At 73.1% G+C, this 25,068-nt stretch carries 22 protein-coding genes; 8 read left to right on the forward strand and 14 right to left on the reverse strand.

Annotated features, from left to right (window positions below):
- Positions 1-50: 50 nt before the first annotated feature.
- From Dvina_RS33550 to Dvina_RS33590, 8 genes are all read right to left on the reverse strand, one after another.
- On the reverse strand, positions 51-956 hold the full coding sequence (locus Dvina_RS33550) for a pentapeptide repeat-containing protein (protein ID WP_223093295.1): 906 nt from the start codon (positions 954-956) through the stop codon (positions 51-53).
- Between the two features lie 296 nt (positions 957-1,252).
- On the reverse strand, positions 1,253-1,432 hold the full coding sequence (locus Dvina_RS33555; RefSeq protein ID WP_223093296.1) for a hypothetical protein: 180 nt from the start codon (positions 1,430-1,432) through the stop codon (positions 1,253-1,255).
- Positions 1,433-1,478: 46 nt separating this feature from the next.
- The gene (locus Dvina_RS33560) at positions 1,479-1,766 is read right to left on the reverse strand and encodes a hypothetical protein (RefSeq protein ID WP_223093297.1); all 288 of its coding nucleotides are present in this window, start codon (positions 1,764-1,766) and stop codon (positions 1,479-1,481) included.
- 72 nt (positions 1,767-1,838) lie between these two features.
- A complete protein-coding gene (locus Dvina_RS33565) occupies positions 1,839-2,849 on the reverse strand; it encodes a molybdopterin-dependent oxidoreductase (RefSeq protein ID WP_223093298.1) in 1,011 nt (336 codons plus the stop codon).
- Positions 2,850-3,063: 214 nt separating this feature from the next.
- Entirely contained in the window at positions 3,064-3,759 is a 696-nt protein-coding gene (locus Dvina_RS33570; RefSeq protein ID WP_223093299.1) for a hypothetical protein, read from the reverse strand.
- A 228-nt stretch (positions 3,760-3,987) separates the two neighbouring features.
- A complete protein-coding gene (locus tag Dvina_RS33575; RefSeq protein WP_223093300.1) occupies positions 3,988-4,287 on the reverse strand; it encodes a hypothetical protein in 300 nt (99 codons plus the stop codon).
- A 145-nt stretch (positions 4,288-4,432) separates the two neighbouring features.
- On the reverse strand, positions 4,433-6,184 hold the full coding sequence (locus Dvina_RS54670; protein ID WP_246655488.1) for a WD40/YVTN/BNR-like repeat-containing protein: 1,752 nt from the start codon (positions 6,182-6,184) through the stop codon (positions 4,433-4,435).
- 10 nt (positions 6,185-6,194) lie between these two features.
- On the reverse strand, positions 6,195-7,724 hold the full coding sequence (locus Dvina_RS33590) for an alpha-L-arabinofuranosidase B (RefSeq protein ID WP_223093302.1): 1,530 nt from the start codon (positions 7,722-7,724) through the stop codon (positions 6,195-6,197).
- 124 nt (positions 7,725-7,848) lie between these two features.
- Here Dvina_RS33590 and Dvina_RS33595 point away from each other — a divergent pair, with 124 nt between their 5' ends.
- The gene (locus tag Dvina_RS33595; RefSeq protein WP_223093303.1) at positions 7,849-8,853 is read left to right on the forward strand and encodes an NAD(P)H-binding protein; all 1,005 of its coding nucleotides are present in this window, start codon (positions 7,849-7,851) and stop codon (positions 8,851-8,853) included.
- Positions 8,854-9,108: 255 nt separating this feature from the next.
- A complete protein-coding gene (locus tag Dvina_RS33600) occupies positions 9,109-9,810 on the forward strand; it encodes a CPBP family intramembrane glutamic endopeptidase (protein WP_223093304.1) in 702 nt (233 codons plus the stop codon).
- A gap of 84 nt (positions 9,811-9,894) precedes the next feature.
- Here Dvina_RS33600 and Dvina_RS54675 read toward each other — a convergent pair whose 3' ends face one another.
- A complete protein-coding gene (locus Dvina_RS54675) occupies positions 9,895-10,299 on the reverse strand; it encodes an alpha/beta fold hydrolase (RefSeq protein ID WP_246655489.1) in 405 nt (134 codons plus the stop codon).
- Between the two features lie 357 nt (positions 10,300-10,656).
- Between Dvina_RS54675 and Dvina_RS33610 the strand changes: the two genes are divergently transcribed.
- From Dvina_RS33610 to Dvina_RS33620, 3 genes are read left to right on the forward strand one after another with little or no spacing between them, the layout of a single operon-like run.
- The gene (locus Dvina_RS33610; protein ID WP_223093305.1) at positions 10,657-12,273 is read left to right on the forward strand and encodes a GMC family oxidoreductase N-terminal domain-containing protein; all 1,617 of its coding nucleotides are present in this window, start codon (positions 10,657-10,659) and stop codon (positions 12,271-12,273) included.
- Positions 12,270-12,869 carry a TetR/AcrR family transcriptional regulator gene (locus Dvina_RS33615; RefSeq protein ID WP_223093306.1) on the forward strand — a complete coding sequence of 200 codons (600 nt, stop codon included), beginning with the start codon at positions 12,270-12,272 and terminating at the stop codon, positions 12,867-12,869. Before Dvina_RS33610 ends, Dvina_RS33615 begins: the two co-directional genes overlap by 4 nt.
- Complete coding sequence (locus Dvina_RS33620) at positions 12,866-14,290, forward strand: flavin-containing monooxygenase (protein WP_223093307.1); 1,425 nt, start codon at positions 12,866-12,868, stop codon at positions 14,288-14,290. The genes Dvina_RS33615 and Dvina_RS33620 overlap by 4 nt, the downstream gene beginning before the upstream one ends.
- Here Dvina_RS33620 and Dvina_RS33625 read toward each other — a convergent pair.
- Positions 14,262-14,882, reverse strand: a complete 621-nt coding sequence (locus Dvina_RS33625; protein WP_223093308.1) for an acetoacetate decarboxylase family protein — start codon at positions 14,880-14,882, stop codon at positions 14,262-14,264. The genes Dvina_RS33620 and Dvina_RS33625 overlap by 29 nt on opposite strands.
- A 217-nt stretch (positions 14,883-15,099) precedes the next feature.
- Between Dvina_RS33625 and Dvina_RS33630 the strand changes: the two genes are divergently transcribed.
- Positions 15,100-15,474, forward strand: coding sequence for a VOC family protein (locus Dvina_RS33630; protein ID WP_223093309.1), 375 nt, complete (start codon positions 15,100-15,102; stop codon positions 15,472-15,474).
- Between the two features lie 96 nt (positions 15,475-15,570).
- Here Dvina_RS33630 and Dvina_RS33635 read toward each other — a convergent pair whose 3' ends face one another.
- From Dvina_RS33635 to Dvina_RS33645, 3 genes are all read right to left on the reverse strand, one after another.
- On the reverse strand, positions 15,571-17,139 hold the full coding sequence (locus Dvina_RS33635) for an amylo-alpha-1,6-glucosidase (RefSeq protein WP_223105855.1): 1,569 nt from the start codon (positions 17,137-17,139) through the stop codon (positions 15,571-15,573).
- 139 nt (positions 17,140-17,278) lie between these two features.
- Complete coding sequence (locus Dvina_RS33640; protein WP_246655490.1) at positions 17,279-19,549, reverse strand: MGH1-like glycoside hydrolase domain-containing protein; 2,271 nt, start codon at positions 19,547-19,549, stop codon at positions 17,279-17,281.
- Positions 19,550-19,920: 371 nt separating this feature from the next.
- On the reverse strand, positions 19,921-20,997 hold the full coding sequence (locus Dvina_RS33645) for an AI-2E family transporter (RefSeq protein ID WP_223093310.1): 1,077 nt from the start codon (positions 20,995-20,997) through the stop codon (positions 19,921-19,923).
- A 241-nt stretch (positions 20,998-21,238) separates the two neighbouring features.
- On the opposite strand from Dvina_RS33645, the gene Dvina_RS33650 reads away from it, so the two are divergent.
- Positions 21,239-22,201, forward strand: a complete 963-nt coding sequence (locus Dvina_RS33650; protein WP_223093311.1) for an AAA family ATPase — start codon at positions 21,239-21,241, stop codon at positions 22,199-22,201.
- A gap of 610 nt (positions 22,202-22,811) precedes the next feature.
- Positions 22,812-23,999 (forward strand): LuxR family transcriptional regulator, encoded by a 1,188-nt coding sequence (locus Dvina_RS33655; protein WP_223093312.1) that lies wholly within the window; start codon positions 22,812-22,814, stop codon positions 23,997-23,999.
- On the opposite strand, the gene Dvina_RS33660 is transcribed toward Dvina_RS33655, so the two are convergent.
- A complete protein-coding gene (locus Dvina_RS33660) occupies positions 23,996-25,030 on the reverse strand; it encodes a Gfo/Idh/MocA family protein (RefSeq protein WP_223093313.1) in 1,035 nt (344 codons plus the stop codon). The genes Dvina_RS33655 and Dvina_RS33660 overlap by 4 nt on opposite strands.
- Positions 25,031-25,068 lie beyond the last annotated feature (38 nt).

A 25,068-nucleotide genomic window follows, 5' to 3' on the forward strand; every position in this document is an offset into this window, starting at 1 on the left:
GGGATACAGTCGGCGGTGGCGGCGAACTAACTATTTCGGACTATTGTCGACTATGCGGTGTGCACGCCCCGCTGCGGATCAAAGTCCGCCGGCCAAATGGCGGCTTCGCCACCTTGAACGTTGAAAATTTTCACCTCGTGGAGCTTCGCGTCGGTTAGATCTGTTCCCCACAGGGAAGCCTCGTTGAGATTAGCGGCGCGCAACCACGCTCGCTCCAGATGAGCCTCCTCCAGATCGACGAGTCGAAGGTCGGCACTCTGGAGGTTTGCGCGCCGCAAGTCCGTTCTGCGCAGATCCAAGCGCTGGTTGCGGCTGATCGGACGAGGCATTCTACCGAGGACCGTAAGGGCCGCCTGGACGGCCGGGAGACGACCGGCGAGCCGGGGCAGATCCGAGATCGGCGTGCTGGCGTCGAGCTCTCCGGGCCTGGGTGGCCACGGCGACCGGTCACGGATGAACGCCGCAAGAATATCCTGGATCGCACTTCGATCACTGCGCGAGTCACGCGCAATACGTTCTAGCGCGTAGATGCCTCCGAGCGTCATGGCAAGACTGCTGTTTGCGTCTTGTCCCAGATGATCGATCGCAGCGGTAAAACGATCCGTAAGTTGCCCGTCTCGATTTATCCGCAGCTGCCGATAGGTGAGCACCAAGCCGCTTGCCAATGCGACACCACCTATCAGTTGAAGCAGGCTGCCACGCACTTCGTTCTGCATCTTGATGCGAGAATCGCGAAGTTCCAGAGATTTGGCCGGGTCGGTGATACCGGCGAGCTGACCCTCACTGTATGGCGGCACTATCGACTGCGGAAGCGAGATCACCATCCACACAACGGCGGCTATTGCCGCCGCGACCGCAGCGCTGACCGCGATCGCTCGGTTGAGTCCACTGCCGCGCAACCTCTTCGCCTCCTCGCCTGGTGCCGATCCGCCCGTGCCGGCCTCGTCAGCAGCCACAGATATCCGCTACTTCTGCACATCAGCACAGCGACAGCCGGAAAGCCAGGAGCTATCGGTCGAGCCGGCATCCACTCATCGGCATGAATTCGTGCCGAGGCTTCGGCGGGGCACCGAGACGGCCCGGTATAGGCAGTGACATGGGCGATGGGTCCAGCGAGCCCGCCACTGGCCGGGTCCGCCGCCGCGTTCGCGGTGGTGAAAATGACCGGTGTTTGGACGCAGAACCTTTGGGGCCTCGTCCACCAGCGTTGTTGCCGCCTAATTTCCGGAGCATGCCGACTTACAGCGGCTGCCTATCCCCCATGCCGATGCATTGCCATGCCGCCTGCTGCCGACTTGGCCTTGCGGCGATTGGCGAGGCGGTCGGCGATGGCATCGTAGAGACGGCCGACCCAGGACGGGTCGCCGCCGCCCTGCAGGGAGTGGGTACCGAGGAACTGGAAATTCGGGTCGGGTTTGGGCTGTGCGCTCATCGGTCCTCACCTTTCTGCGCGCTCCGGCGACCACAGAGGCCGACCCTTATTTGACGTCCAAAAGGCTTGGACGGACCTCCACCCCGGCAAATCCTGAGGAGGTCTTGCCGGTCGGTACCCGGCGATCAGTCATCCGCCAACCGCAGCCGATCCTGTGTTCGCCACCGTCGTCGAACGGCGCGAGCGGCGGCGCATCGCCCGCGAGATCGTCGAGCGTAACCCGGTAGTGGCCGACGAGCTGTTCATCGACCGGCAGCGGGAGCGCCTCGGCGGGCCGCGGTCCATCGCCGGTCTCGTCGTCCACGCCGACGTGCCGGCTGAGGTCGCCGACCATCTCGCTGATCGGCTGTTATCCCACGTGCGCGACGATCCGGTCGCACGATGGGCCGCGGGCCGTCAGGTCGGCTCAGGTGAGAGGGAACACCGACTGCGCCCACGGCGGCCGGGCTGACGGCTGGATGGACGTGACCCATTTGACCCACCAGAAGCCGCGGCGGCCGGGGGCGACGATGCGGGCCGGGAAGCCGTGCCCGTAGGACAATGGCCGGCCGGCGACGCCGGTCACCAGCCAGACGTCGGTGAGCGTGGCGGCGCCGAACCACCGGCCGTATCCGGTTGCCGAGCGGGCCTCGACGGAACGCCAGCCGTCGTGGGGTACCCCCGCCGCCGCGAGCAGGACGCTGAGCCGCACGCCTTCCCATTGCTGTTCGCTGTACCAGCCGCTGGTGCAGTCGAGCACGGCGGTGAACCGCTCGTGCGGAAGGTCGTGCAGGGCGGTGAGGTCGAACGTGGCCGGGCCGACCCGCAGCGTCCACCGTGCCGGATCGATGTGCTGGACGCTGTCGTCGAGCCACGATGTCACGAGCAGACCCGGCTTCGGCACGGACCCGGTGAACCGCCGGCCGCCGCCGGGTCCGCTGTCCCAGACAACCTCGGCCGCCGCGGCCCCCGCCGCCAGTGCGGCGAACCGCAGTACTGCCCGGCGGTCGACGTCCGCGCGGCGTGGCCGCACGACATGCGTACCGAAGTGCGCGGCGAGGACGGCGAGCGCGGCCACCGCGGCACCGACGTGGATCTGCATGAGCGTCAACGGGCCGACGTACTCGAGGTGCCCGGTCGAGTGGATCAGCCCGCTCGCGACGGCGATGAGGACCAGGATCGCGAGCGTGATCGACAGCCACTTCACCGCCGGGCGCCGCCCGGGCCGCCGCAGACCACGGCGGATCACCACGTACTTCCACGGCGCCACCAGCAGGATGGCCAGCGCGCCCGCCGCGTGCAGCTGGATGAGGTCGAGCGGCCAGTCGACCCCGACGGTGTTGGCACCGAGGCCTGTCGCGACACCGGCGAGCAGCAGGAGTCCCAGCACGAGGTCGACCCGCCGGCCACCCTGTCTGATCCGGAACCGTACGCCCATGCCATGACGCTAACGCGCACCGCAGCAAATGCGAGGCCGCGATGTTACGCGCCCGACCGCCTCGGCCGCCTCGGCCGCCGAGGTGACGGTCCGTGGTCACTCACCATGGCGAGCGCGGGCTGGTGACACGCTCCTCGCGCCAGGTAAGTGCGTCCGATCAGGTGCGGGAGCGGCGGGTCCTCGCGCCAGGGGTGATGTGGCAGTTGGCGGTGGCTTATGGGGCGTACGGGCGCCAAGCGAAGCGGGCGGTCAGCGTGGGGTCGCCGTGCAGGAACCCGACGAAGGTCCGTACGACCTCGGCGATGTCGCTGGTCTCGGTACGGAAATGCCGGTCGGGCGCGCCGTCCTGGCGTTCCAGCGCGTACCAGCCGGGTCGGACGGCGGCCTGCTGCCCGTACCCGGCCTGGACGTACCAGCCGTCGGCTCGAGTGAGTACCGCGTAGTAGTCATCGCGGGACAGGCGTATGAGCACCTGGCGTACGACCTCCGGATCCGGATCACGGAACCGATGTCCCCGCGCAGAGGTCAACTCGAACTGCCAGTTGACCCCCGGCCGGGTGCGAAGCTGGTTCTGCTGCGGGTCGAAGCAATGCAGTCCGTGCTCCTCGGCCAGTTGTGCGGCCTGGTCAGCGACTTCTTCGCAGCGCTGCCACACGATCGGGAAGTAGATCACCGGCCCGGCGGCGTCTTTGAGCAGCGGACCGGCCGACCACGGACTGTCCCCGCCTCCGTGCGTGCCTCGATCCGGATAGCGGCCCAGCAGGGCCTGCACGAACGCGGCGATGGCCGGTGTCGGCGGGACGACCTCGTCCGGCTCGATGTAGCGGTGGTACAGCCGCTCGAACTCGGCGGCGGCCGCAGCATCGCCCGCCGGCCGATCACCTTCCCACACGGCGAGGTCATATGACATGGCGCAGATTGTTACACCCCAGACACCCCTCAGCATCACACTCCGCTGGTCCTGGCGACCGCCGAGATGCGCCGCGCCGCGGCATCTCCGGAAGCGTGGTCGACACAGTCTTGGCCGCGGGCACACCGTTACAGCCGCTCGCAGCGGACGCGCGGCTGTGCGCGACTTCATCTGATCCACTTGGCCGCGGAGGTGCGCCATGCAATCACTGGCCGCCGCCCGGAGACTTTATTGTGGCCGCCGCTTCATACACACGTGGACCGGTCGTCCGTCAGCCCCGTCCATTCGCAGGTCGGTGTCTGTCTGCGGCCAAGCCCCGCAGGGAATCCCGCCCGCCTCGCCGTCCTCGACGCCGAGGACGACGTGATCGGCGACGCCGCTCTCGCAGCCGACCACCGCCATATGCACGAGTTCCACGCAGTCGCCGACCTTGAACCGTTCGCGGTGGTGCCGCAGCAGCACATCAGCGGCCAACGCGGCGACGACGACCACCGACGCGACGATCAGCAGCACCTTGAGTCTCGGCACCGCCGAAGCCTACGGGTCCGGCCGACGGCCGACGGCGAAGAGGTTGCTCTCCGGAGCCGGTCTCGTGGTCCATTGCGTGCATCGCGGGGCGCTGCACCCCCGGCGTGGATAAGCGGATCACGGCGAATCAGGGCGGCGACCCTGCCTACTCGACCGCGTGGTTGGCGGCGCCGTTCAGCACTGCACGCCGGTCCATACCGCGTCGGGTGAGCCGGTTGCGATCGGTCCGGAGGCAGGTGGCCGTCGGCGCGGTGATCGCTCGGCTCGCCCGGGTCCGTGAGCGTGCGGTGCCGTCCGCGCGGGCCGGTACCCTCGCCGGGTGACCTTCAATGACGACCCGGCCGGCGGGCAGGCCCGATTGCGTGAGCTCGGCGCGGCGGTGCGGGACGGTGCGATGCATGACGACCCGGCGCTCGTCGCGGCGCTGCTCGCTGAACCTGAGCGGCTCATGGCGGAGTCGGTACTGGTGGAGCTCGTCGACCGGCGAGGCGAAACGCTGGACTCGGCGGCGGCGTTCGGCGCATGGGCGCAGCCGGTGCTCGACATGGTGGGCGCCGACGGGTTCGTCGGGCGGCGGGTGCACGAGTGGTCGCTGTTCAAGGCGCTGCAATCGGGCGGGCCGGTGGATCGGGGCCAGTTGGCGGCCGCGTCCAACTGGCTGCAGCGCAAGGTGGCCGAGGAAGCCGGGTCGGCCGCGGTGCTGGCGGTGCTGGGCGAGGTCGGGCGCACGAAGCGGCTGCGCAACGTCGCGAAGACGCGGGCCGGGCGCCTTCGATCCCCGGGTCGGTGACCGGCCGGCCCTCGTGCGCCGATCGGCCGGCCGGACGCGCTCGCCGGCGCGCTGTGGTGTTCCGTTCCGGTTCACCGCGGCTCGGCGGCCGTCACGACAGCCGGGCGATGCGGCCCTTCTCGCCGGAGGCCCAGCACGCGGCGCCGGCGCAGGCCACCGCGTCGAAGCTGCCGGTGTCGAAGCGGGTCCAGGTGCGGCCGCCGTCGCGGGTGACGTCGCTGCCCGTCGGGCCGACCGCGAGGGCGAACGACGGGGCCCGGCGACGCCCGACCGGTACTCGCCGGGGACCGTCCGGGCCGCCGTCCACGTGCGCCCGCCGTCGCGGGTCAGCGCGGCGCCGTTCGGGGCCGTGGCGGGGGCGTTGTAGTCGCCGCCGACGGCGAGGCCGTGGCGGGCGTCGCGGAAGGCCAGGGAGTAGATGCCGGCCGTGGGGCCGGACGGGATGGGCGAGTCGACGACCGACCAGTGCCGGCCGAGGTCGCCGGAGTGGAAGACCCGCGCGCGGGCGGCGCCGCCGGTGGCGAACCAGGCGTCGCGGCCGGTGGCGGCCAGGCACGTCCCGCTGGCGGCGAAGGCGAACTCGTCGTCCAGGGCGGGTACGGCAACTGACTGCACGTCCCAGTGCCGGCCGCCGTCGTCGGTGGCGAGCAGCTGGAAGTGTCCGTCCACCGGGTCGCCCAGGGCCAGGCCGTGGCGGGCGTCGGCGAACGCCATGCAGTCGTAGAAGGCCGCCGGATCGGTGTTGCGGAAGGTCTCGGTCCAGGTGCGGCCGCCGTCGTCGGTGCGGTACACCCGGGAGTCCTCGCCGTTGCCGATCGACAGGATGACGGCGTGGAAAGCGTCGAAGGCCTCGATGTCGCGGAATTGCAGAGCGGCCGTGTCGGGCGGCCCCACGGAGCGCCAGGTCCGGCCGCCGTCGACGGTGCGCAGCACGATGCCGCCGGTGCCCGACACCCAGGCGATCCGGTCGCTGACCGCGGACAGGCCGCGGAACCGGGCGGTGGAGCCGCTGTCGAGCAGCCTCCAGGACGGCGGCCCGGGCCGGCCGAAGCCACTGACGGCAGCGACGACGGCCAGCCCGAGCACGAGCGCAACAACACGACGCATATCGACGAACTTAGGGAGTCCAGGCTCCCGACACAACCCAGCTGACGTCATCGGCCCACAGGCCGGTGGCGTCCCACGTGTTCGAACCGCCGTTGCTGGCGATGTACACGTTGTTGCTGTAGTGGCGGATGTAGCGGTCGGCGAAGTTGAGCGAGCGGAACGAGGTGCCCTGCCCGTTCTTGCCGGTCTCGGTGCAGAACGTGGCGTCCTGCTTGAAGATGTCGCTGCCGTCGCCGGCCTGCAGCGAGATCTGGTAGTTGTAGTGCCGCAGGTACTGCCCCGACGTGTTGCGGGACTCGAACGAGTAGCAGGAGCTGTTGGCCAGACCCGCCCGCACGATCCAGGACGCGTTGGCCTTGTCGGTGGCGGAGCTGGACGAGCTGACGACCTGGGTGGTGACGGTCGCGCCGGAGTGGCTGATGTAGCGGGTCGTGCAGCAGGCGGTGGTGGCCCGCAGGGAGACGCTGGAGCCGACGGTGAGTCCGCCGCCCGAGGACGACGTACCGTAGGCCGCGGCGACGATGTTGGCCTGGACCGAGTTCTCGGTGGCGTCGGACGGGTAGCCGGAGGTCATGACGCCCTCGTAGAATGTGCCGGCCGCGCCGACGCTGTTGTCGCCGCCGATGCCGAGGATGATCGCACCCTCCTTCTTCATCGGGTTGTATCCGGCGACGTTGGGCCGGGCCCCGTTGTAGAAGGTGCCGAGGCTGCCGGACTGGGCGTTGCCGCCGCGGATCGACCAGTGGTTCGGCTCGCCCTTGAGCACGGCGGTCAGGAACCGGTGGCTGATCGTCGGGTCGCCCGAGTTGTTCTTCTGGTTGATCCCGGAGAACAGGCCGTTCTCGAGGTCGGCCATGATCCACGGGCCGTTGCCGGCGCCGGTGCCCCAGACCTTGTTGTTGCCGAAGTACAGGGCCTCCATGGTGCCGTTGCCGTTGTCGCGGCTGTTGGTCTCGGCGTTGCCGTAGTCGAAGCAGCAGCCGCCGTTGTAGTGGGTGCCGTCGAAGATGGCGTACATGCCCTCGGCGGCGTCGCCCTTCGCGATGCCGTTGGTGTTGTTGTTGCGGTAGCCGGTGCCGGGGGCGACGAACACGCCGTAGACCTTGTGCCCGCCGATGGTGGCCGGCGCGGCGGTGGCGTTGGCGAGGTTGTCGTAGCCGCCGGCCGCCGGGCCGTTGAACCCGCCGGGCGGGGCCTGGGTCAACCGGTTGTTGCGGCCCGTCTGGTCGTAGATGATCGTGATGACGCACGACGTGCCGGCGCAGAACGAGTCCTGGGCGGCCGCGTTGGCGTAGCTGCCCGCGCTGACCGGGGCGATGTCCTGCGTGGCGTTGTCCGAGGCCCGGCGGACCTGGTACAGCGGGCCGCTGTACGCGCCGTAGAGCGCCCGGGTGGTGCTGTGCGCGGCGACGCAGGGGGTGCCGCCGTTGGCATAGATGTCGCACGGCTGCGACGTGGCCGCTTCCGAGGTGCCGGCGCCGACGAGCACGCTCACAATGAGCGTCCCGGCGGCCGCGGCGGCGAGCAGGACCTTCCGCATACTGCTTGAACCTTCCGTGTGGCGGTACGGATGGAATAGCGTGAATGTGAGCGCTAACATAGCCCAGCGGTTTTCTGCGCGCAAGGCAGGCGTGAACGGTACATGCGCGTGGTATGAGGTAGACATGACCTTGACCGTGCTGGTGACCGGAGCGTCCGGCTTCGTCGGCTCCCGGCTCGTGCCGCGCCTGCTGGAACGCGGGCACCGGGTGCGGGCGATGACGCGGCGGCCGGAGCAGTACACCGGAGAGGGCGAGCCGGTCGCCGGGGACGTCATGGACCCGGACAGCCTGCGCCAGGCGATGGCCGGCGTCGACATCGCCTACTACCTCGTGCACTCGCTGAGCAGTGACGACTTCGTGGCGCGCGACGCGGCGGCGGCCCGCAACTTCACCGCCGCCGCGGCCGAGGCGGGGGTCGAGCGCATCGTGTACCTCGGCGGGCTGGGCGCCGACGGAGACGCCCTCTCCGATCATTTGCGGTCACGGCGCGAGGTCGAGCGGATCCTCTCGGCCGGTTCGGTGCCGGTGACGACGCTGCGGGCGGCGGTCATCATCGGTCACGGCGGCATCTCGTGGGAGATCACCCGCCAGCTTGTCGACCACCTGCCGGCGCTCATCACGCCGCAGTGGGTGGCGACCCGGACCCAACCCGTGGCGCTGCCGGACGTGCTGCGGTACCTCACCGCCGCCGGCGAGTCGCCCGAGGCGAGCGGCCGCACCTACGAGGTGGGCGGCCCGGACGTGCTCAGCTTCGCCGACATGCTCCAGCGGGTGGCCCGGCTGCGCGGCAAGTTCCTGCCCAACGTCACCGTGCCCCTGCTCACGCCGCGCCTGTCGTCGATGTGGCTGTCCCTGGTCACCGACGTCGACATGTCGACGGCCCGCAACCTGGTCGACTCGCTCAGCGCCGAGACCATCGTGCGCGAGCACCCGGTCAGCGAGCTCGACCCGGCCCCGGCCCTCACCTACGAGGACTCGGTCCGCCTGGCCCTGGCCGAGCGGGAGGCCGAGGTCACCGGCCAGGAGGCGGAGCGGACGAAGCACGAGGCCGAGCTGGCCGCCGGCAAGGCCCGCGAAGCCAGAGCGCGAGCCGAGGAGCTGCGCCGCGAGCTCGGCGTGCCGGCGTGAACGGTACGGAGCGAAGCACGGCGGCCGTTCACCAGCTACACCGTGCCAGCAGTGTGGCGCCGCAGTGTGCTGAGGCGGCGGGCGTGAACGGTACGGAGCGAAGCGGAGTGGCCGTTCACCAGCAGCACAGTGTCCGCACGGCGGCGCCGGAGCGTGCGGAGGCGGCGGCGTGAACGGTACGGAGCGAAGCGGAGTGGCCGTTCACCAGCAGCACAGTGTCCGCACGGCGGCGCCGGAGCGTGCGGAGGCGGCGGCGTGAAGCACCTGCGGGATCTGGCCCGGGCGGCGTTCGTCGACCCGGTCCCGCGCAACCACGAGCAGACGTCCGCGGCCGTACGCCGCCGCCGGGTCGTGGTCGTCGTGACCCTCGCCGTAGGCGCGGTCCTGCTCGGCTGGTCGCTGACCATCCGCCCCGGCGATCCCCTGTTCTACCTGACGACCGTGGCGGTGGCCGCGACCTGGCTGGCCGGCAGCCTGCTCTCCGGACCTTTGCATCTGGGCCGGATTCTGTACCGCGACCGCCTCCGCCGCCCCATCCTGACCCCGATCGCCACCGGGCTGCTGGTCGGCGGCGTCTTCGTCCTGGGCGCGCTCGTCGTCCAGCACATCCCGCCGCTGCGCGCGTACGCCGGTGAGGTGCTCGACCACGCCCGGTACGGCGCCATCGTCCCCATCACCGCCACCACCCTCCTCAACGGCCTGGCCGAGGAGGTCTTCTTCCGCGGCGCCCTGTTCGCCGCGATCGGCCGCACCCACCCGGTCCTGATCTCGACGATCGTCTACGCCCTGGCCACCGTCGCCACCGCCAACCCGATGCTGGTCTTCGCGGCCGCCGTGCTGGGCGCGGTCCTGGGCCTGCAGCGCCGGGCGTCGGGCGGCATCCTGGCCCCGATCCTGACCCACGTGACCTGGTCGACGGTGATGCTGTTCGCCCTGCCCCCGCTCCTGGGCTCGTAGCTCGGCCGCTCACTGTCCCAGAGGCGATCACCACGTCGCCGGCAGGGTGTCGACGGGTGTCGTAGAAGAGGTAGGTGCGGTCGTTCAGGTGGCGAAGGCGGCCAGGCACGCCTCCGGGTCGTCGGCGAACGGCAGGTGCCCGCACCCGGCCAGCCGCACGTGCCGCGCAGCAGGCAGCCGGCGCCGCGCCCGCCGCGCCTGGAACACCGGCAGGATCAGGTCCCGCGGCCCCCAGGCGATGCACACGGGAATGTCCGTGAGCGCTCCCAACCCCGGCGCCGGGAATGTGTGCTGGGCGAACGCGTCGCGGGCCGTGCGGAAACCGGGCCACACGGCCAGGGCCTGCGCATCGGCGACGCCAACGGCCGGGTCGACCCGGGTCGGGTGGCCGAAGAACAGCCCGAACAGCGCGACCCGCCCGGCCGCGGACGACGCCAGCCGCGGCAGCGACGGCCCGAGCGCCCGGGCGCACGACCGGGCCGCGGTCACCGACAGCTGACACCCAGCGCCGCGACACCGGGCCCCAGAAGCCGATCGGCGCGAACGCCGTGACGGACAGGGCGTGCCCACGGCGGCCGAGCTCGAGGGCCACTCCCCCGCCCATCGAGCTGCCCGCGACGTGGAACGGCGGCGGCACGGCGGCGAGGACCCGGTCGGCGAGCTCCGGCACGGACGCGCCCGGCAGGTCGAGCGCGTGCACGGTGAACCGTGCGGACAGCGCGGGAACGATCGGGTCCCAGACCTGACGGCGGCTCCCCAGGCCGTGCAGCAGAACGAGCGGCGGCAGCGCCATACCCTCGGATGGTACTTGTTGACAGCGTGACAACAAGGGGGCAGTGTTCGCGCATGGAGTACGACGTCATCGTCGTCGGGTCCGGCTTCGGCGGCAGCGTCAGCGCACTGCGGCTGACCGAGAAGGGCTACCGCGTCGGCGTCCTCGAGGCCGGCCGGCGCTTCGCCGACCGCGACTTCGCGAAGACCAGCTGGCGGCTGCGCGACTACCTGTTCGCGCCCGCGCTCGGCTGCTACGGCATCCTGCGGATGACGCTGCTGCCCGACGTGCTCGTGCTGTCCGGGGCCGGGGTCGGCGGCGGGTCGCTCGGCTACGCCAACACGCTGTACCGGCCGCCGGACGTCTTCTTCACCGACCCGCAGTGGGCCGGGATCACCGACTGGAAGGCCGAGCTCGGCCCGTGCTACGACACGGCCGCCCGGATGCTCGGCGTGGCCGAGAACCCGCAGACCACCGCGGCCGACGCCGTGCTCAAGAGCGTCGCCGAGGACCTCGGTGTCGGACACACCTACCGCCGCACCCCCGTCGGCGTGCTGTTCGGCGAGCGGCCCGGCCAGACCGTGCCCGACCCGTATTTCGGCGGGCAGGGGCCGGAGCGCACCACCTGCACGTTCTGCGGTTCGTGCATGACCGGCTGCCGGGTCGGGGCGAAGAACACGACAGTGAAGAATTATCTGTACCTGGCCGAGCGCGCCGGAGCCGTGGTGCACGAACGCACCACCGTCACCCGCATCACGCCGAACCCGGACGGCGGCTACACGGTGCACACCCGGCGCACCGGCGGCAAGCTGCGCCGCGGGCCGGGAACGTTCACGGCCCGCCAGGTGGTCCTCGCCGCGGGCGCGGTCGGCACACAGCGGCTCCTGCACCACCTCAAACGCTCCGGCGACCTGCCGAACCTGTCGCCGCGGCTGGGCGAGCTGAGCCGGACCAACTCCGAGTCGATCCTGGGCCCGCGCTCGCGCCGCCGCGACGCCGACTTCACCGGCGGGGTGGCGATCACGTCGTCGATCCACCCGGACGCGGAGACGCACATCGAGCCGGTCCGCTACGGCCCCGGCAGCAACCTGCTCGGCCTCATGGGCGCCGTCCTCGTCGGCGACACCGGCCGCACGCCGCGCTGGCTGGCCGGCCTGGGCAGGACCCTCGCGAGCTGGCGGGACTGGCCGCGGCTGTTCTGGGTGCGCCGGTGGTCGCAGCAGACGATCGTGCTCCTCGCGATGCAGCCGAAGGACAACTCGATCACCGTCGGGCCCCGCCGCGGGCCGTTCGGGGGCCGGCGACTGACCAGCCGCCCGGGCGTCGGAGCGCCGAATCCGGTGTACCTCCCGGCCGCCCACGACGTCGCCCGCCGGGTCGCGGCCAAGATCGACGGCGTGCCCCTCGGCTCCGTCACAGAGCTCGTGGGCCGCCCGGTCACCGGCCACTTCATCGGCGGCGCGGCCATCGGCGCCGACCCCGAGCACGGCGTCATCGACCCGTACCACCGCGTCTTCGGCCACCCCGGCCTGCACGTCATCGACGGCGCCGCGGTCACCGCCAACCTGGGCGTCAACCCGTCCCTGACCATCACCGCCCTCGCCGAACGGGCCTGCGCCCTGTGGCCCCGCCACGGCGAACCGGACCGCCGCCCACCGCTCGGCGCCCCCTACGAACGGATCGCACCGTGACGGGCACAGGCACGAAAGCGGCCCCGGTCGCCGAGCGCGGGCGGCGGCTCGAACCGGACCAGCGGCGGGCGCAGATCCTGTCGTGCGCGGTGCGGCTGTTCGGCGAGCGGCCGTACGCCGACGTGTCCACACGCGACATCGCGGAAGCGGCCGGGGTGGCGCGGGGGCTCATCAACCACTATTTCGGCACGAAGCGGGACCTGTACATCGAGGCCGTGCGCATCCTCGTGACGATCCCCGCGGTCGCGGTCGAGCAGCTGCCCGTGGGCGACCGGGCGACCCGGATCGACGCGAGCGTCACCTGGTTCCTCGATGTTGTGTCCCGGCACAGCCGCTCGTGGCTGGCCGCGGTCGACGCCGGCGACCCGGACGTGCGCCGGGTGCTGGCCGAGGCCGACGAGGTGGCCGCGCAGAGCATCCTGACCGCTGTCGGGCTGGCCGACACGGGCGAGCACCGGGCCATCATGCGCGCGTACTGCGGCCTGGCGAAGGCCACCGCCCGCGAGTGGCTGGAGCGCGGCGCGCTGGACCGTGAACGCTCCCACGCCGTGCTCGCGACCACCCTCACCACCCTCGTGCGGGACATCTTCCGATGACCCGGATCGCGGTCATCGGCGCGGGCTTCGGCGGCATCGCTGTCGCGCACCTGCTGCGCCGGGCCGGGTTCGGCGACGTCACCGTCTACGAGCGCGGCGACGACGTCGGCGGCGTGTGGCGCGACAACACCTACCCGGGCTGCGCGTGCGACATCCCGGCCCCGCTGTACTCGTACTCGTTCGCGCTCAACCCGGACTGGTCGCAGCGCTTCCCGCCGCACGACGAGATTCTGGGGTACCTGCGGCGGTGCACGGACGCCTTCGGGCTCCGGCCGCAGCTGCGCCTCGGCACGGCCGTCGACTCCGCACAGTGGACCGGCACGGCGTGGCGCCTCACGCTCGCCGGCGGCACCTGCGCGGAGTACGACGTCATCGTTGCGGCGACGGGGCAGCTGTCCCGCCCGGTGGTCCCCCGGATTCCCGGTGCCGGGGCTTTCACCGGCATCGTCGCGCACACCGCACGGTGGCCCGCCGATCTGGATGTCACAGGCAAGAGCATCGGCGTCATCGGTACCGGAGCCAGCGCGATCCAGCTGGTGCCCGCCCTCGCGGACCGGGCGGCCCGCATCACCGTCTTCCAGCGCTCGGCCCCGTGGACGCTGCCGAAGCCCAACCGCCGCTACGGCCGCGTCCGCCGGGCCCTCAACCGCCGGGTCCCGCCGCTGATGCGGGCGGCCCGCGCCGGCACCTTGCTGCTCACGTGGGTCACGGGCCGGGCCGTGACCGGCCGCCCGATCGCCCGCCGGTTCGTGCGGGCCGTCTCGGCGGGCCAGCGCTATGTCCAGGCCGGGCGCCTGCGCCCGCACGTGACACCGGACTACGCGATGGGCTGCAAGCGCGTGCTGTTCACGTCCGGCTGGTATCGCGCCCTGCGCCGGTCGAACGTCACCCTGAGCACTGCGGACATCCGGCAGCTGACCGCGGCGACCGTGCTGACCGCCGACGGCGCCGAGCACCACTGTGACGTGCTCGTCTACGCGACCGGGTTCGCCGCGACCGAGTTCCTGATCCCGATGGCCGTGACGGGCCGCGACGGCCGGCGCCTGGAGGACGAGTGGAAGGACGGTGCGTACGCGCATCTGGGCATCACGGTGCCCGGCTTCCCGAACCTGTTCCTCATGTACGGCCCGAACACGAACACCGGCAACACGTCGGTGGTGTACTTCCTCGAGGCCCAGGCCCGCTACATCGTCCAGGCGGTCCGGGCGGTCGCGGAGTCCGGCCCCCTGGAGGTGCGCGAGGACGTCGCCGCGGCCTTCGACGCGGAGATGCAGCGCCGGCTGGCCGGGAGCGTGTGGACGGGCTGCACCAACTGGTACCGCACGGCGACCGGCCGGATCGTCACGAACTGGCCCGGGATGGCCTCGGAGTATCGGGCCAGGACGGCCCGCCTCACGCCGTCCGACTTTGTGCGGCCGTGACGCCGAACGTCATCCGGAAGTCGTCGGCGACAAGCGACAGCAGCGGCTTGCGGCCGTGCAGGAACCCGAGCGGCCCGGCCGCGTCGATGTGCCAGCGCACGGTGGCCGGCCCGCACCGTGCGCTCGCCCGCACCGGTGTCGTCTTCGGTGCCCCGTGCAGCACCTGGGTGCACTTGAACCCGATCGGCAGCCGCAGCAGCGGCTTCGCGCGGCCGATCTCGGCCGACGCCCCGACCGACGCGGCCGCCCGCGTATCGGTGAGCTCGAACTCGGCGAGGTCCTTGGGAATGCCCCACAGCTCCCGGCCGCCGTCGCGGGACTCGGGGCTGTCGACCCAGATGTGCGTGATCGTGACCCGGGACCGCAGCCCGTGGCGCATGAGCACGGCGGCGAGGAGCTCCCGGTAGCTCAGGTCACCGCCCGGGCGGTAGTCGACCCAGGCCGCCCCGACGAACGCGCGGGCGCCGAGGCGCAGCACCCGCACGGCCCCGGCGAGCTCCGGCGGGAGGGCGGGCAGGGCGGCGGCGGGCAGCGCCCACACCGAGACGTACATGCGGCCGCGCAGCGACCAGGGCTCCGGCGGGTACCCCATGCGCGGCACTCTACGCCTCTTGGCACGCTGCCAACAACGGCCGGGCGCCGGCTCTGCTAGTGTCGGCGCGTGAACACCGGACCGGCGAGATGCCATGCACGGATCGGTGACCCGGTGGACGACTGACCCGCCGCCGTCCGGCGCGCGGACCGCCGAGCGATCGACGCTCGAGACGGTCCCTTCCGTGCCGCACCGACACCAGCGAGGTCACAGCCGAATGCCGGCGACGTTCAATCACACCATCATCGCGTCCAAGGACCGGGCCGAGTCCGCCCGCTTCTACCGGGAGCTGCTCGAGGCCGCCGAGGCGCCCTCGTGGGGCCTGTTCACCAACATCGCGCTCGGCGACGGCGTGCTGCTGCAGTTCGCCGAGCCGCCCGTCGACATCCAGATGCAGCACTACGCGTTCCTCGTCGACGACGAGCTCTTCGACCGGGCCTACGCCCGGCTGACGGGCTGGGGCGTCGTGCACTGGGCCGACCCGCAGATGCGCCGCCCCGGCGAGATCAACCACGAGCACGGCGGCCGCGGCGTCTATTGCAAGGACCCGGCCGGCCACGCGGTCGAGCTGCTCACCCGCCCCTACCTGTAGAGGATGGCCGGACGGGGCCGGCGGCGCCGGGATCTGCGCCGCCGGCCCCTGTCCGGGCGGAGACTCCGGCCCGCCGCGGCGTGGACGCCGCGGGGCTCAGGCGGGCCGGTCCGCGGTGAGCCGGGTGCGGGCGCGCAGGAGCTCGGCGACTGACCACGCCTGGAACGGGCAGCCCGTGGCCGTGTGCGGTGCGGCGGCATCGGCGGTCTCCGACACCGAGCCGAGGCCCCACTCCGCGAGGTGCAGTTCGAGCCCGTCCAGTACACCCTCGGTATCGGCACCTACGCGCAGCGCGGCGTCCACGAACGGGCCGATGAGCCACGGCCAGACGGTGCCCTGGTGGTAGGCGCGGTCGCGCTGCGCCGGGCCGCCGCGGTGGCGGGGCTCGTAGCCGGGCGCGTCCGGGGCGAGGGAGCGCAGGCCGAGCGACGTGAGCAGCTCGCGGCGGCACACCGCGACCACCCGCGGATCGGCGAGCGGCGCGTGCGGCAGCGACAGGGCCAGCAGCTGATTCGGCCGTACCGTCGCGTCGTCGCCGAACGGCCCGTCCACGACGTCGTGGAGCCCGTCGCCGTCGGGGCGGGGGAAGCGGCGGCGCAACGAGTCGGCGGCCCGGGCCGCGGCGGACGTCCAGTCGTGCGGGCGGCCCAGGCGGTCGAAGAGCTCCGCGGTCGTGGCCAGGCCCGACACCCACAGGGCGTTGATCTCGACCGCCTTGCCCTGGCGCTCGGTGACGGGCCGGCCGTCGATGCGGGCGTCCATCCAGGTCAGTGCGAAGCCCGGCTTGCCCTGGGTGAGCAGGCCGTCGGCCGGGTCGGCGGCGATGCCGTAGCGGGTGCCGTGCCGGTGGCGGGTCAGCACCTCGTCCATCGGCGCGGCCAGGGTGGCCGCGAGGTCGAGGTCGCCGGTGACCGTCACGTAGCGGCCGATCGCGTGCAGGAACCACAGGGCGGCGTCGGCGGTGTTGTACTCGAGGGTGCCCGTGTCGGCGGTGTTGGCCAGCATCCCCTCCGACACCGTCGCGCCGGCCCGCAGCAGCACCTCGCGGGCCTCGGCGTGGCGGCCGGTGGTGAGGAACAGCCCCTCGAACGACGTCATGAGGTCGCGCGACCACTCGCCGAACCACGGGTACCCCGCGACGGCCGACGGGCCGGTGGGAGTACCCATCACGAACTGGTCGGCGGCGACAGCGAGCCCGCGGGCGACGGGGTCGGTGGCGCCGGCCTGGCGGGCGAGCTTCCGGGCGCGGCGGCGGGCGTCCGCGACGAGCCGGTGCGCCCGCGGCGGCGCGCCGTCGTCGGCGGCCGCTGTCACCTCCATGGCCTCGCCGGGCGCCAGCTCGGCCGTGAACCGGCCGGCCGCCCACAGGTCCTCGACCGGGTTGAGGCCGCGGGCCGCCTCGTCCCGGGCGTACACACCGCGGTACCAGTCACCGCCGGGCTCCCAGCCGGGGCCGTGCACGCGGTAGGCGTCCTCGAACACGAACCCGCCCGGGTCGACGACCCCGCCGGCCCACTCGTCGGTGCCGAGCCGCACCGCCCGGTCACCGATGCGCACCACCGGGTCCAGGGCGGCCAGCCCGAGCCGCCGGGACGCCGCACCGGGCGCCGCGACGACGAGCAGGCCGTGGTATCGGCGGGTGCGCAGCCCGGCGACGGTGCCCATCGCGTAGCCGCCGAGCCCGTCGGTCACGAGCCATTCGCGGGCGGCGGCCTGCTCGAAGCCGGCGCCGGCCGGCTACGTTTCCGTCAGCGGAGGCCTGTGTCGCCTGAGCGGTCGCCGCAGATCTGCCGGCCGAAGGTGATCACTGGCGCACCACCGGCCGGGCCACCAGGTCGGCGAGCAGCCCGGTCCAGCCGGTCTGGTGCATCGCGCCCAGCCCGGCGCCGTTGTCGCCGTGGAAGTACTCGAAGAACAGCAGGTGGTCGCGCCAGTTCGGGTCGTGCTGGAGCCGCTCGACCCAGCCGTACGCGGGCCGCCGCCCGTCCGGTCCCCGCCGGTACAGCGACAGCATCCGCTGGCGCAGGTCCTCGGCGATCGCGCCGGCCGTCTGCTGGCGGCCCGAGCCGGTCGGATACTCGATCTTCACGCCGCCGCCGAAGTTGATGTCGTACTCCTCCAGGGTCCGCAGCACCAGATAGTTCAGCGGCATCCACAGTGGACCGCGCCAGTTCGAGTTGCCGCCGAACATCCCGGTGCTCGACTCGGCCGGCTCGTAGCCGACGGTCGCCGTCCAGCCGGCCAGGTCGATGCTGAACGGGTGCTCGGCGTGCCACCGGGACAAGGCGCGCAGGCCGTACGGGGACAGGAAGCTCTCCTCGTCGAACAGGTGCGGCAGGATGCGCCGGACCCGGCCGTGCGCGGCGACGCCGACGGCGACGAACCGCTCACCGTCGTCCGTGCGCACCACGTGCTCCTCCGGCACATCGGCGAAGCGGTCGGGCGACACAGGCCCTGTCGGTGCGGACGTGATCGGCCGGCGGCGGCTTCGACAGTGCCGGCGGACCCGCTCGAAGTCGTCCTCGCGCAGCGCCTTCGTCGCGAACAGCGGGATGATCCCGACCATCGAGCGGACCCGCAGCGGCGTCGCCGAGCCGTCGGGGCGGCGCAGCACGTCGTAGTAGAAGCCATCCTCCTCGCTCCACAGGTCGCGGTCGCGCATCGCCTCGGAGATGAGCGCGAAGTGCTCCATGAACTTGACGACGAGGTCGTCGAGGTCGAGCTCGCGGGCCATCTCGAGGAGGTTGAGGCAGTAGAACGCCATCCAGGCGGTCGCGTCGGACTGCTCCAGGACGTGGCCCTCGGGCAGGTGCGAGCGGTCGATGGGGCCGATGTTGTCGAGGCCCAGGAACCCGCCCTCGAACACGTTGTTGCCCGCCGGGTCCTCCCGGTTGACCCACCACGTGAAGTTGAGCATCAGCTTGGCGAAGATCCGGCCGAGGAAGTGCTTGTCGCGCCGGCCGTCGATCTCGTAGACCTGCAGCGCGGCCCACGCCTGCACCGGCGGGTTAAGGTCGTCGAACGCCCACTCGTAGGCCGGGATGGCGCCGTTGGGGTGCTGGAACCACTCGCGGCAGAGCAGCAGCAGCTGGTACTTCGCGAACGCCGGGTCGAGGTGGGCCAGGGCCACGGCGTGGAAGGCCGAGTCCCAGGCCGCGAACCACGGATACTCCCACGGGTCCGGCATCGACATCACGTCGGACGCGTCGAGGTGCCGCCAGCCGGCGTTGCGGCCGGAGCGGTGCCCCGGCGGCGGTGGCGGCTGGGCCGGATCGCCGCGCAGCCACGCCGCGACGTCGTAGTGGTAGAACTGCTTGCCCCAGATCATGCCGGCGAACGCCTGGCGCATGATCGCGGCGTCCTCGGCGCTCGTGCCGGGCGGGGCCAGCCCGGCGTAGAACTCGTCGGCCTCCCGCTCGCGGCGGGCCAGGACCTCGTCGAACGCCGGGCCGAACGCGGCCGGGCCGGCCTGCGGGGCCAGCCGCAGCGACAGGTGCACGGTCTGCCCCGCCGGCACCGTGACCCGATACCAGAACGCCGCCTTCGTGCCCTCCCGCGCCGGGTTCACGGTGTCCGCGCCGTGCACGACGTGGTCGTTGATGCCGTCCTTGGGGTACCGCGCCGAGCCCGGGCTGCCGAAGAGCCGCTCGGTGTTGGTGTCGTTGTCGCAGTACACCTGCGGCGGCAGCGAGCCGTCCGGGCCCGGCGCGGCCTGCAGCAGCAGCGAGTCCTCGATGCCGATCGTCGCGTCGTCCACGGCCGCCAGGCGGGGCCGCGGTGCGCCCTCCTCCCAGGACCACGTGTTGCGCAGCCACACGGTCGGCAGGGCGTGCAGGGTCGCCGTCTGCGGACCGGCGTTGGTGAGCCGCACGCGGATGCACATGTCGTCGGGGTCGGCCTTGGCGTAGTCGGCCTCGACGATCCAGTACCGGTCGCCGTCGAACACGCCGGTGTCGAGCAGCTCGTACTCCGGCTCGTCGCGCGAGCGCCGCCCGTTCTGTGCGACCAGGTCCGCGTACGGGAACGCGCGCTGCGGATAGTGGTAGCGCCACCGCAGCCAGGCGTGGCTGGGCACGGCGTCGCGGTACCACCAGTACTCCTTGGCGTCCTCGCCGTGGTTGCCCTCGTTGCCGGTGAGCCCGAAGATGCGCTCCTTGAGGATCGGGTCCTCACCGTTCCACAGCGCGAGCGCGAAGCAGACCCGCTGACCGGCATCGCTGATCCCGGCGAGCCCGTCCTCGCTCCACCGGTACGCGCGCGAGCGGGCGTGATCGTGCGGGAACGCCTCCCAGGCGGTGCCGCCCTCGCTGTAGTCCTCCCGTACGGGTCCCCCAGGCCCGCTCGCTGAGGTACGGCCCCCATCGGTACCACGGGCTCGCCTCGGCCAGCCCGTCCTCCGGCCGCCCGAACGACGCCACCCGGTCCCGCTCCCCGTTGGTCATGCCGTCACGGCACCATCCCCGCGGGTGGGCGCGGCATCACCCGCGGGGGCCCGAATGTGGAGCGGCATGAGCGACTCCGGGAGGCGCCCGCCGCCATGGCCGGGGCCGGCGCGGCGCCGCTCCGGGCGGCCACGATCACGGTCGCGGCACCGGCGGGGCGGCGCGCCGGGTCGTCCAGCACGAGCGGATGATGGCGGCCAGCGGCGGGGCCAGGAATACCCCGCACAGCCCGCCCAGCGCCGCCCCGAGCACCGGTCACGCCCAGGACGACGACCGGGTGCAGGTTCAGCGCGCGGCCGAAGACGTAGGGGCGCAGGACGCCCTCGAGGACATTCTGCGTGACAAGCACGATCACCGCCATCCACACGGCAGTGGTGGCGCCCCCGGCGCCGAGGGCGAGCAGCACCACGAAGACCGCGGAGACCCAGGCCCCGAGGTACGGCACGAACGCCGCCACGAAGGTGATGACGGCGATCGTGAGCAGGAACGGCAGCCGCAGGATCGCGGCGCCCAGCGTGATGACGGCCGCGTCCATGGCCGCGACGACGGTGGTGCCGACCATGTACCGCCGCAGCTGCGTCGCCGCCGACGCCGGAACCCGCCCGCGGGCCACCCGGGGACCGTCGCGCAGCAGGTAGTACAGCAGGTAGGTGCCGACGAGGAACCCGACAGTGACCTGCCCGGCGACCACGGCGCCGTTGACGACCGCGCTCCCCAGCCCGAGCAGCGCCGCCCGCTGGGTCTGGGCGTCGAGGACCCGCAGCCACCGCCCCGCCTCGGCCAGGACCGGCGGCCAGTCTTCGGCCTGCTGCACCAGCACCCAGACCACGAGCCCGCCGACGAGCAGCAGACCGAGCGGCAGCACGAGCGCGGCGAACAGCGTGGCCGGCCCGGCCGGCAGGCCCGCGTCGCGCAGCCGGCCCACGAGCGGATGCACGGCCACCGCAATGACGACCATCAGCAGGACCGGCATGAGCAGCGGCACCAGCACGCCGGCCGCGGCCGCCGCGAGGGCCGCCCCGCCGACGATCCCGGTGACCGCCCAGCCGATCCGCCCCAGCCGCTGCAGGCGCGGGTTCACCGCCGGACCGCCTTGCGCACCTCGGTCGGCGCGGCCATCGTCAGGGACTCCCCCGGGCCGGCCGGCCACTGCGTCTGCGATGCCAGCGTCTCCGTCACAGCGCCGGGCTCTACCCACCCCACCGCCCCTCACGCCCGCACCGCCGCCCGATCCGGCGGCGGGGCTTTCCCGCAGGTCGCCGCGGGGATTGCGTCAGTTGACGTATGGAGCGCGGCCCGCGGCCGCCGGTAGGCTCCGACGCGTGACCTCCGAGGCGTTGGCGGGCCGGACGGTCGAGTGCCGGCTCCTTGACGAGTTCACCGGGACCGTCCGGTCGGGGCTGAGCGCCGCCCTGGTGCTCGTCGGTGAGGCCGGTATCGGCAAGACGCGGCTGCTCGACCACGCCGCCGCAAGCGCCGCCGACCTGCAGGTGGCCCGGGTGTCGGGGGTGGAGCCGGAGCGGGGGCTGGCCTTCGCGGCGCTGCACCGGCTGCTGCGGCCGTTCCTGGAGCGGGTCGAGAAGCTGCCGGAGCCGCAGCGGGCGGCGCTGGCCGGGGCGTTCGGGCTGACCTCGGGCGCGGTGGCCGACCTGTTCCTGATCGGGCTGGCCGCCCTCACCCTGCTGGCGGGAGCCGCCGACGAGCGGCCGCTGGTGTGCCTCGTCGACGACGCACACTGGCTGGACCGGGAGTCCCTCGCCGCGCTCGCGTTCGTGGCCCGGCGCCTGCACGCCGACCGGCTGGGGCTGCTGTTCTCGGTGCGCGGCGACGAGGCGGGTCCGGCGGCGGCGCTGGCCGGGCTGCCCACGCTCACCGTGACCGGGCTGCCCGCCGAAGCCGCGCACGACCTGCTCGCGCGATCGGCGCCGGGGCGGGTCGCGCCCGCGGTCGCCGAGCGGATCATCGCCGACACGCGCGGCAACCCGCTGGCGCTTGTCGAGCTGTCGGCCGGACTGTCCGCGGAGCAGCTGGCCGCCGGGGCGCCGCTGCCCGACCGGCTCCCGCTGGGCCGGCGCCTCGAGGAGCACTTCCTCGGGCGGGCCCGGCTGCTCCCGGCGGCCACCCAGTCGCTGCTGCTGCTGGCCGCGGGCCGCGCCGCCGGACGACGCGGCACTGCTGTGGCGGGCGGCCGGGCGGCTCGGGCTGCCACCCGCAGCGGCCGACCCCGCGGTCGCCGCCGGGGTCCTGAACGGCCGCGCCCACGCTCGCGTTCCGGCACCCGCTGATCCGCTCCGCGGTGTACTCCGGGCGCCCCGGCGGCCGACCGGCGCCGCGCCCACGCCGCCGTGGCCGCGGCGATCGACCGGGACGCCGACCCGGACCGGCGGGCCCTGGCACCGGGCCGAGGCGACCGCCGGGCTCGACGAGGACGTCGCCGGGTGAGCTGGAGCGGGGTCTCCGCCCGGGCCGGGGCCCGGGGCGGCAACGCCACCCTCGCGCTGTTCCTGGCGCGGGCGGCCGAGCTCAGCCCCGACCCGCAGGGAGCGGGCCCGGCGGCTGCTCGTCGCGGCCGAGGCCCACCTCGTCGCCGGTGACCCGGCCGCGGCCGAACGCTGCCACGCCCTGGCCCTGCCGGGCCTGCGCCACGCCGGTGGCCCGGGCGACCGCACACCGCCTCGGCGCGGCCCTGGCCTGGTTCGGCCGGCGGTGTCGCCACGGTGACCTCGGCGTCGATGCTCGCCGTCGCGGCCGACGCCGACCTGCCCGCCGACCTGCGCGACGGCCTGCTGTTCGAGGCCATCGCCGCCGCTGTCCTGGCCGGCCGGGCACACGGCCGGCACGACCCTGCCCGAGCTGGGCCGCGCCGCCCTGCCGGAGCCCGGCCGGACCGCAGCGGTGAGCACCGTCCGGGCGCTCGTGGACGCCTTCGCGACGCGGATCGCCGTCGGGTATGCGCCGGCCGTGCCGCTGCTGCACGCCGCCGTGGCCGCGCTGCGGGCCGAGCGGGAGGTGTCGCACGGCACCGTGCCGTTCGTGATGACCGGGCAGTGGATCGCCGACGACCTGTGGGACGACGAGGGGTTCCGGGCCGTCCTGGAGCACGCCGACGAGCTCGCCCGGCGGCAAGGTGCCCTGCACGCCGTGTACGCGCAGCTCGCCGGCCGGGCCACCACCGCGATCTGGTCCGGCGAGTTCGACCGGGCCGCGGCCTGCTTCGCCGAGGCCGACGACCTCGGGCCGGCGATCGGGGTCCCGGCCGGTGACACCTCCCGGCAGGTCGAGCTGCTGGCCTGGCGCGGGCTCGAGGCGCAGGCCCGGGCGGCCGCCGACGTCGCAATCACCGAGTGGGACGCCCACCTCGGCTACGCGATCCTCGGCGACCACGCCCGCCACTGCCTGGCCATCCTCGACCTCGGCCGCGGCCGCTACGCCGAGGCCCTCGCGAAGCTCACCCCCGGCTTCCGCGGCGACGTCATCGCCCACGGCAACCGGGCCCTGCCCAACCTCGTCGAGGCGGCCGTGCGGGCCGGGGACCGCGACCTGGCCCGGGCCGCCCTGGACCGGCTGGCCGAGCGGGCGACGGCCAGCGGGACACCGTGGGCCCTGGGCATGCTGGCCCGCTCCCGCGCCCTGCTCGCCGCCGACGCGGACGCCGAGGCACTGTTCCGCGAGGCCGCCGAGCACCTCACCGGCACGACCATCGTGACCGAGCTCGTGCGGACCTACCTGCTGCACGGCGAGTGGCTGCGCCGGCAGAAGCGGCGGGCCGAGGCCCGGGCCCAGCTGCAGATCGCCTACGACAGCTTCGCCGAGATGGGCGCGGCCGCGTTCGCCGAGCGGGCCCGCATCGAGCTGCAGGCGACGGGGCGCCGGGCCCGGGCGCGCACGGCGGTGCCCGATCTCGACCTCACCCCGCAGGAGGCCCGGGTCGCCGCGCTGGCCGCGGAGGGCGCGACGAACGCCGAGATCGCCACCCGGCTCTTCGTGACCGCGTCGACTGTCGAGTACCACCTCATGAAGATCTTCCGCAAGCTCGGGATCACCTCGCGGCGGCAGCTCGGCCGGGCGCTGCGGGAGCGCTAGTGCCCGGCCCGCTCGTCGGGGTAGACCAGGCCGATCTGGCGGCGGATCTCGTCCATCGTCTCCATGATCGAGACCGTCTCGGCCAGGGGCAGCAGCGGCGACTCCGTGGCGCCGGCCCGCAGCAGCTCGGCGAAGTGCGCGGCCTGGTAGACGAGGCCGTCGTGGCCCCTGATGGCGGGCGCCGCGGACTCCTGCGTCTCGCCGGTCCGGGTGGTGAGGCGCACGGCCTGCGGGCTGTAGAAGTCGCCGGGGATCTCGACGCGGGCCTCGGTCCCGGCGACGGCGGCCGTCGTCGGGGTCTTCGCGGTCTGGGTGGTGGAGACGATGCCGTGCGCGGCGCCCGTCCGCAGCACCGCCGAGACCTGCGCGTCGACGCCCGTCGCGGCCATGCTGGCGGTGGCCCGGATCTCGTCGGGGGCGCCGAGGACGAACGAGGTGAACGAGATCGGGTAGATGCCCAGGTCGAGCAGCGCGCCGCCGGCCAGGTCGGGGTTGAGCAGGCGGTGCGTGGGCGGGATGTCGAAGTACTGCCCGTGGTCACCGAACGTCGTCTGGATCTCACCGAGGGCGCCGTCGGCGAGCAGCTGCCGCACGATGTCGTAGTGCGGCAGGAAGCGGCTCCACATCGCCTCCATCAGCAGCAGCCCGGAGCCGGCGGCCAGCTCGACCAGCCCGGCCGCCTGGGCCGCGTTCTGCGTGAACGCCTTCTCCACCAGGACCGGCTTGCCGGCCTCCAGGGCCAGCCGGGTCTGCTCGGCGTGGTGGCTGTGCGGCGACGCGACGTAGACGGCGTCGATCCCGTCGTCGGCGACCAGGGCCTCGTAGCTGCCGTAGGCGCGGGCACCGTACTGCGCGGCGAACTGCTCGGCGCGCTCCTGCGACCGGGAGCCGACGGCGACGACTGTCGACGCCGAGTGCTTGTGCACGGCGCCGGCGAACTGGCCCGCGATCCAGCCGGGCGCGATGATGCCCCACCGGATCGGCGGTGCGTCGGCGGGGTCGGCGGTCCGGGCGGTGGGCAGAGTGCTCATGATCGCAAGCTACACCGCCCGGAACGCCTCAGGTGCGC

Source organism: Dactylosporangium vinaceum (assembly GCF_019904175.1).
Lineage (GTDB): Bacteria > Actinomycetota > Actinomycetes > Mycobacteriales > Micromonosporaceae > Dactylosporangium > Dactylosporangium vinaceum.

Excerpts from the sequence above, each read along its gene's own strand:
- Dvina_RS33555 (WP_223093296.1), bottom strand. The coding sequence starts at position 1,432 with ATGAGCGCACAGCCCAAACCCGACCCGAATTTCCAGTTCCTCGGTACC.
- Dvina_RS33560 (WP_223093297.1), bottom strand. The coding sequence starts at position 1,766 with ATGGTCGGCGACCTCAGCCGGCACGTCGGCGTGGACGACGAGACCGGC.
- Dvina_RS33565 (WP_223093298.1), bottom strand. The coding sequence starts at position 2,849 with ATGGGCGTACGGTTCCGGATCAGACAGGGTGGCCGGCGGGTCGACCTC.
- Dvina_RS33570 (WP_223093299.1), bottom strand. The coding sequence starts at position 3,759 with ATGTCATATGACCTCGCCGTGTGGGAAGGTGATCGGCCGGCGGGCGAT.
- Dvina_RS54670 (WP_246655488.1), bottom strand. The coding sequence starts at position 6,184 with ATGCGTCGTGTTGTTGCGCTCGTGCTCGGGCTGGCCGTCGTCGCTGCC.
- Dvina_RS33590 (WP_223093302.1), bottom strand. The coding sequence starts at position 7,724 with ATGCGGAAGGTCCTGCTCGCCGCCGCGGCCGCCGGGACGCTCATTGTG.
- Dvina_RS33595 (WP_223093303.1), top strand. The coding sequence starts at position 7,849 with ATGACCTTGACCGTGCTGGTGACCGGAGCGTCCGGCTTCGTCGGCTCC.
- Dvina_RS33610 (WP_223093305.1), top strand. The coding sequence starts at position 10,657 with ATGGAGTACGACGTCATCGTCGTCGGGTCCGGCTTCGGCGGCAGCGTC.
- Dvina_RS33620 (WP_223093307.1), top strand. The coding sequence starts at position 12,866 with ATGACCCGGATCGCGGTCATCGGCGCGGGCTTCGGCGGCATCGCTGTC.
- Dvina_RS33625 (WP_223093308.1), bottom strand. The coding sequence starts at position 14,882 with ATGGGGTACCCGCCGGAGCCCTGGTCGCTGCGCGGCCGCATGTACGTC.
- Dvina_RS33630 (WP_223093309.1), top strand. The coding sequence starts at position 15,100 with ATGCCGGCGACGTTCAATCACACCATCATCGCGTCCAAGGACCGGGCC.
- Dvina_RS33635 (WP_223105855.1), bottom strand. The coding sequence starts at position 17,139 with ATGGGCACCGTCGCCGGGCTGCGCACCCGCCGATACCACGGCCTGCTC.
- Dvina_RS33660 (WP_223093313.1), bottom strand. The coding sequence starts at position 25,030 with ATGAGCACTCTGCCCACCGCCCGGACCGCCGACCCCGCCGACGCACCG.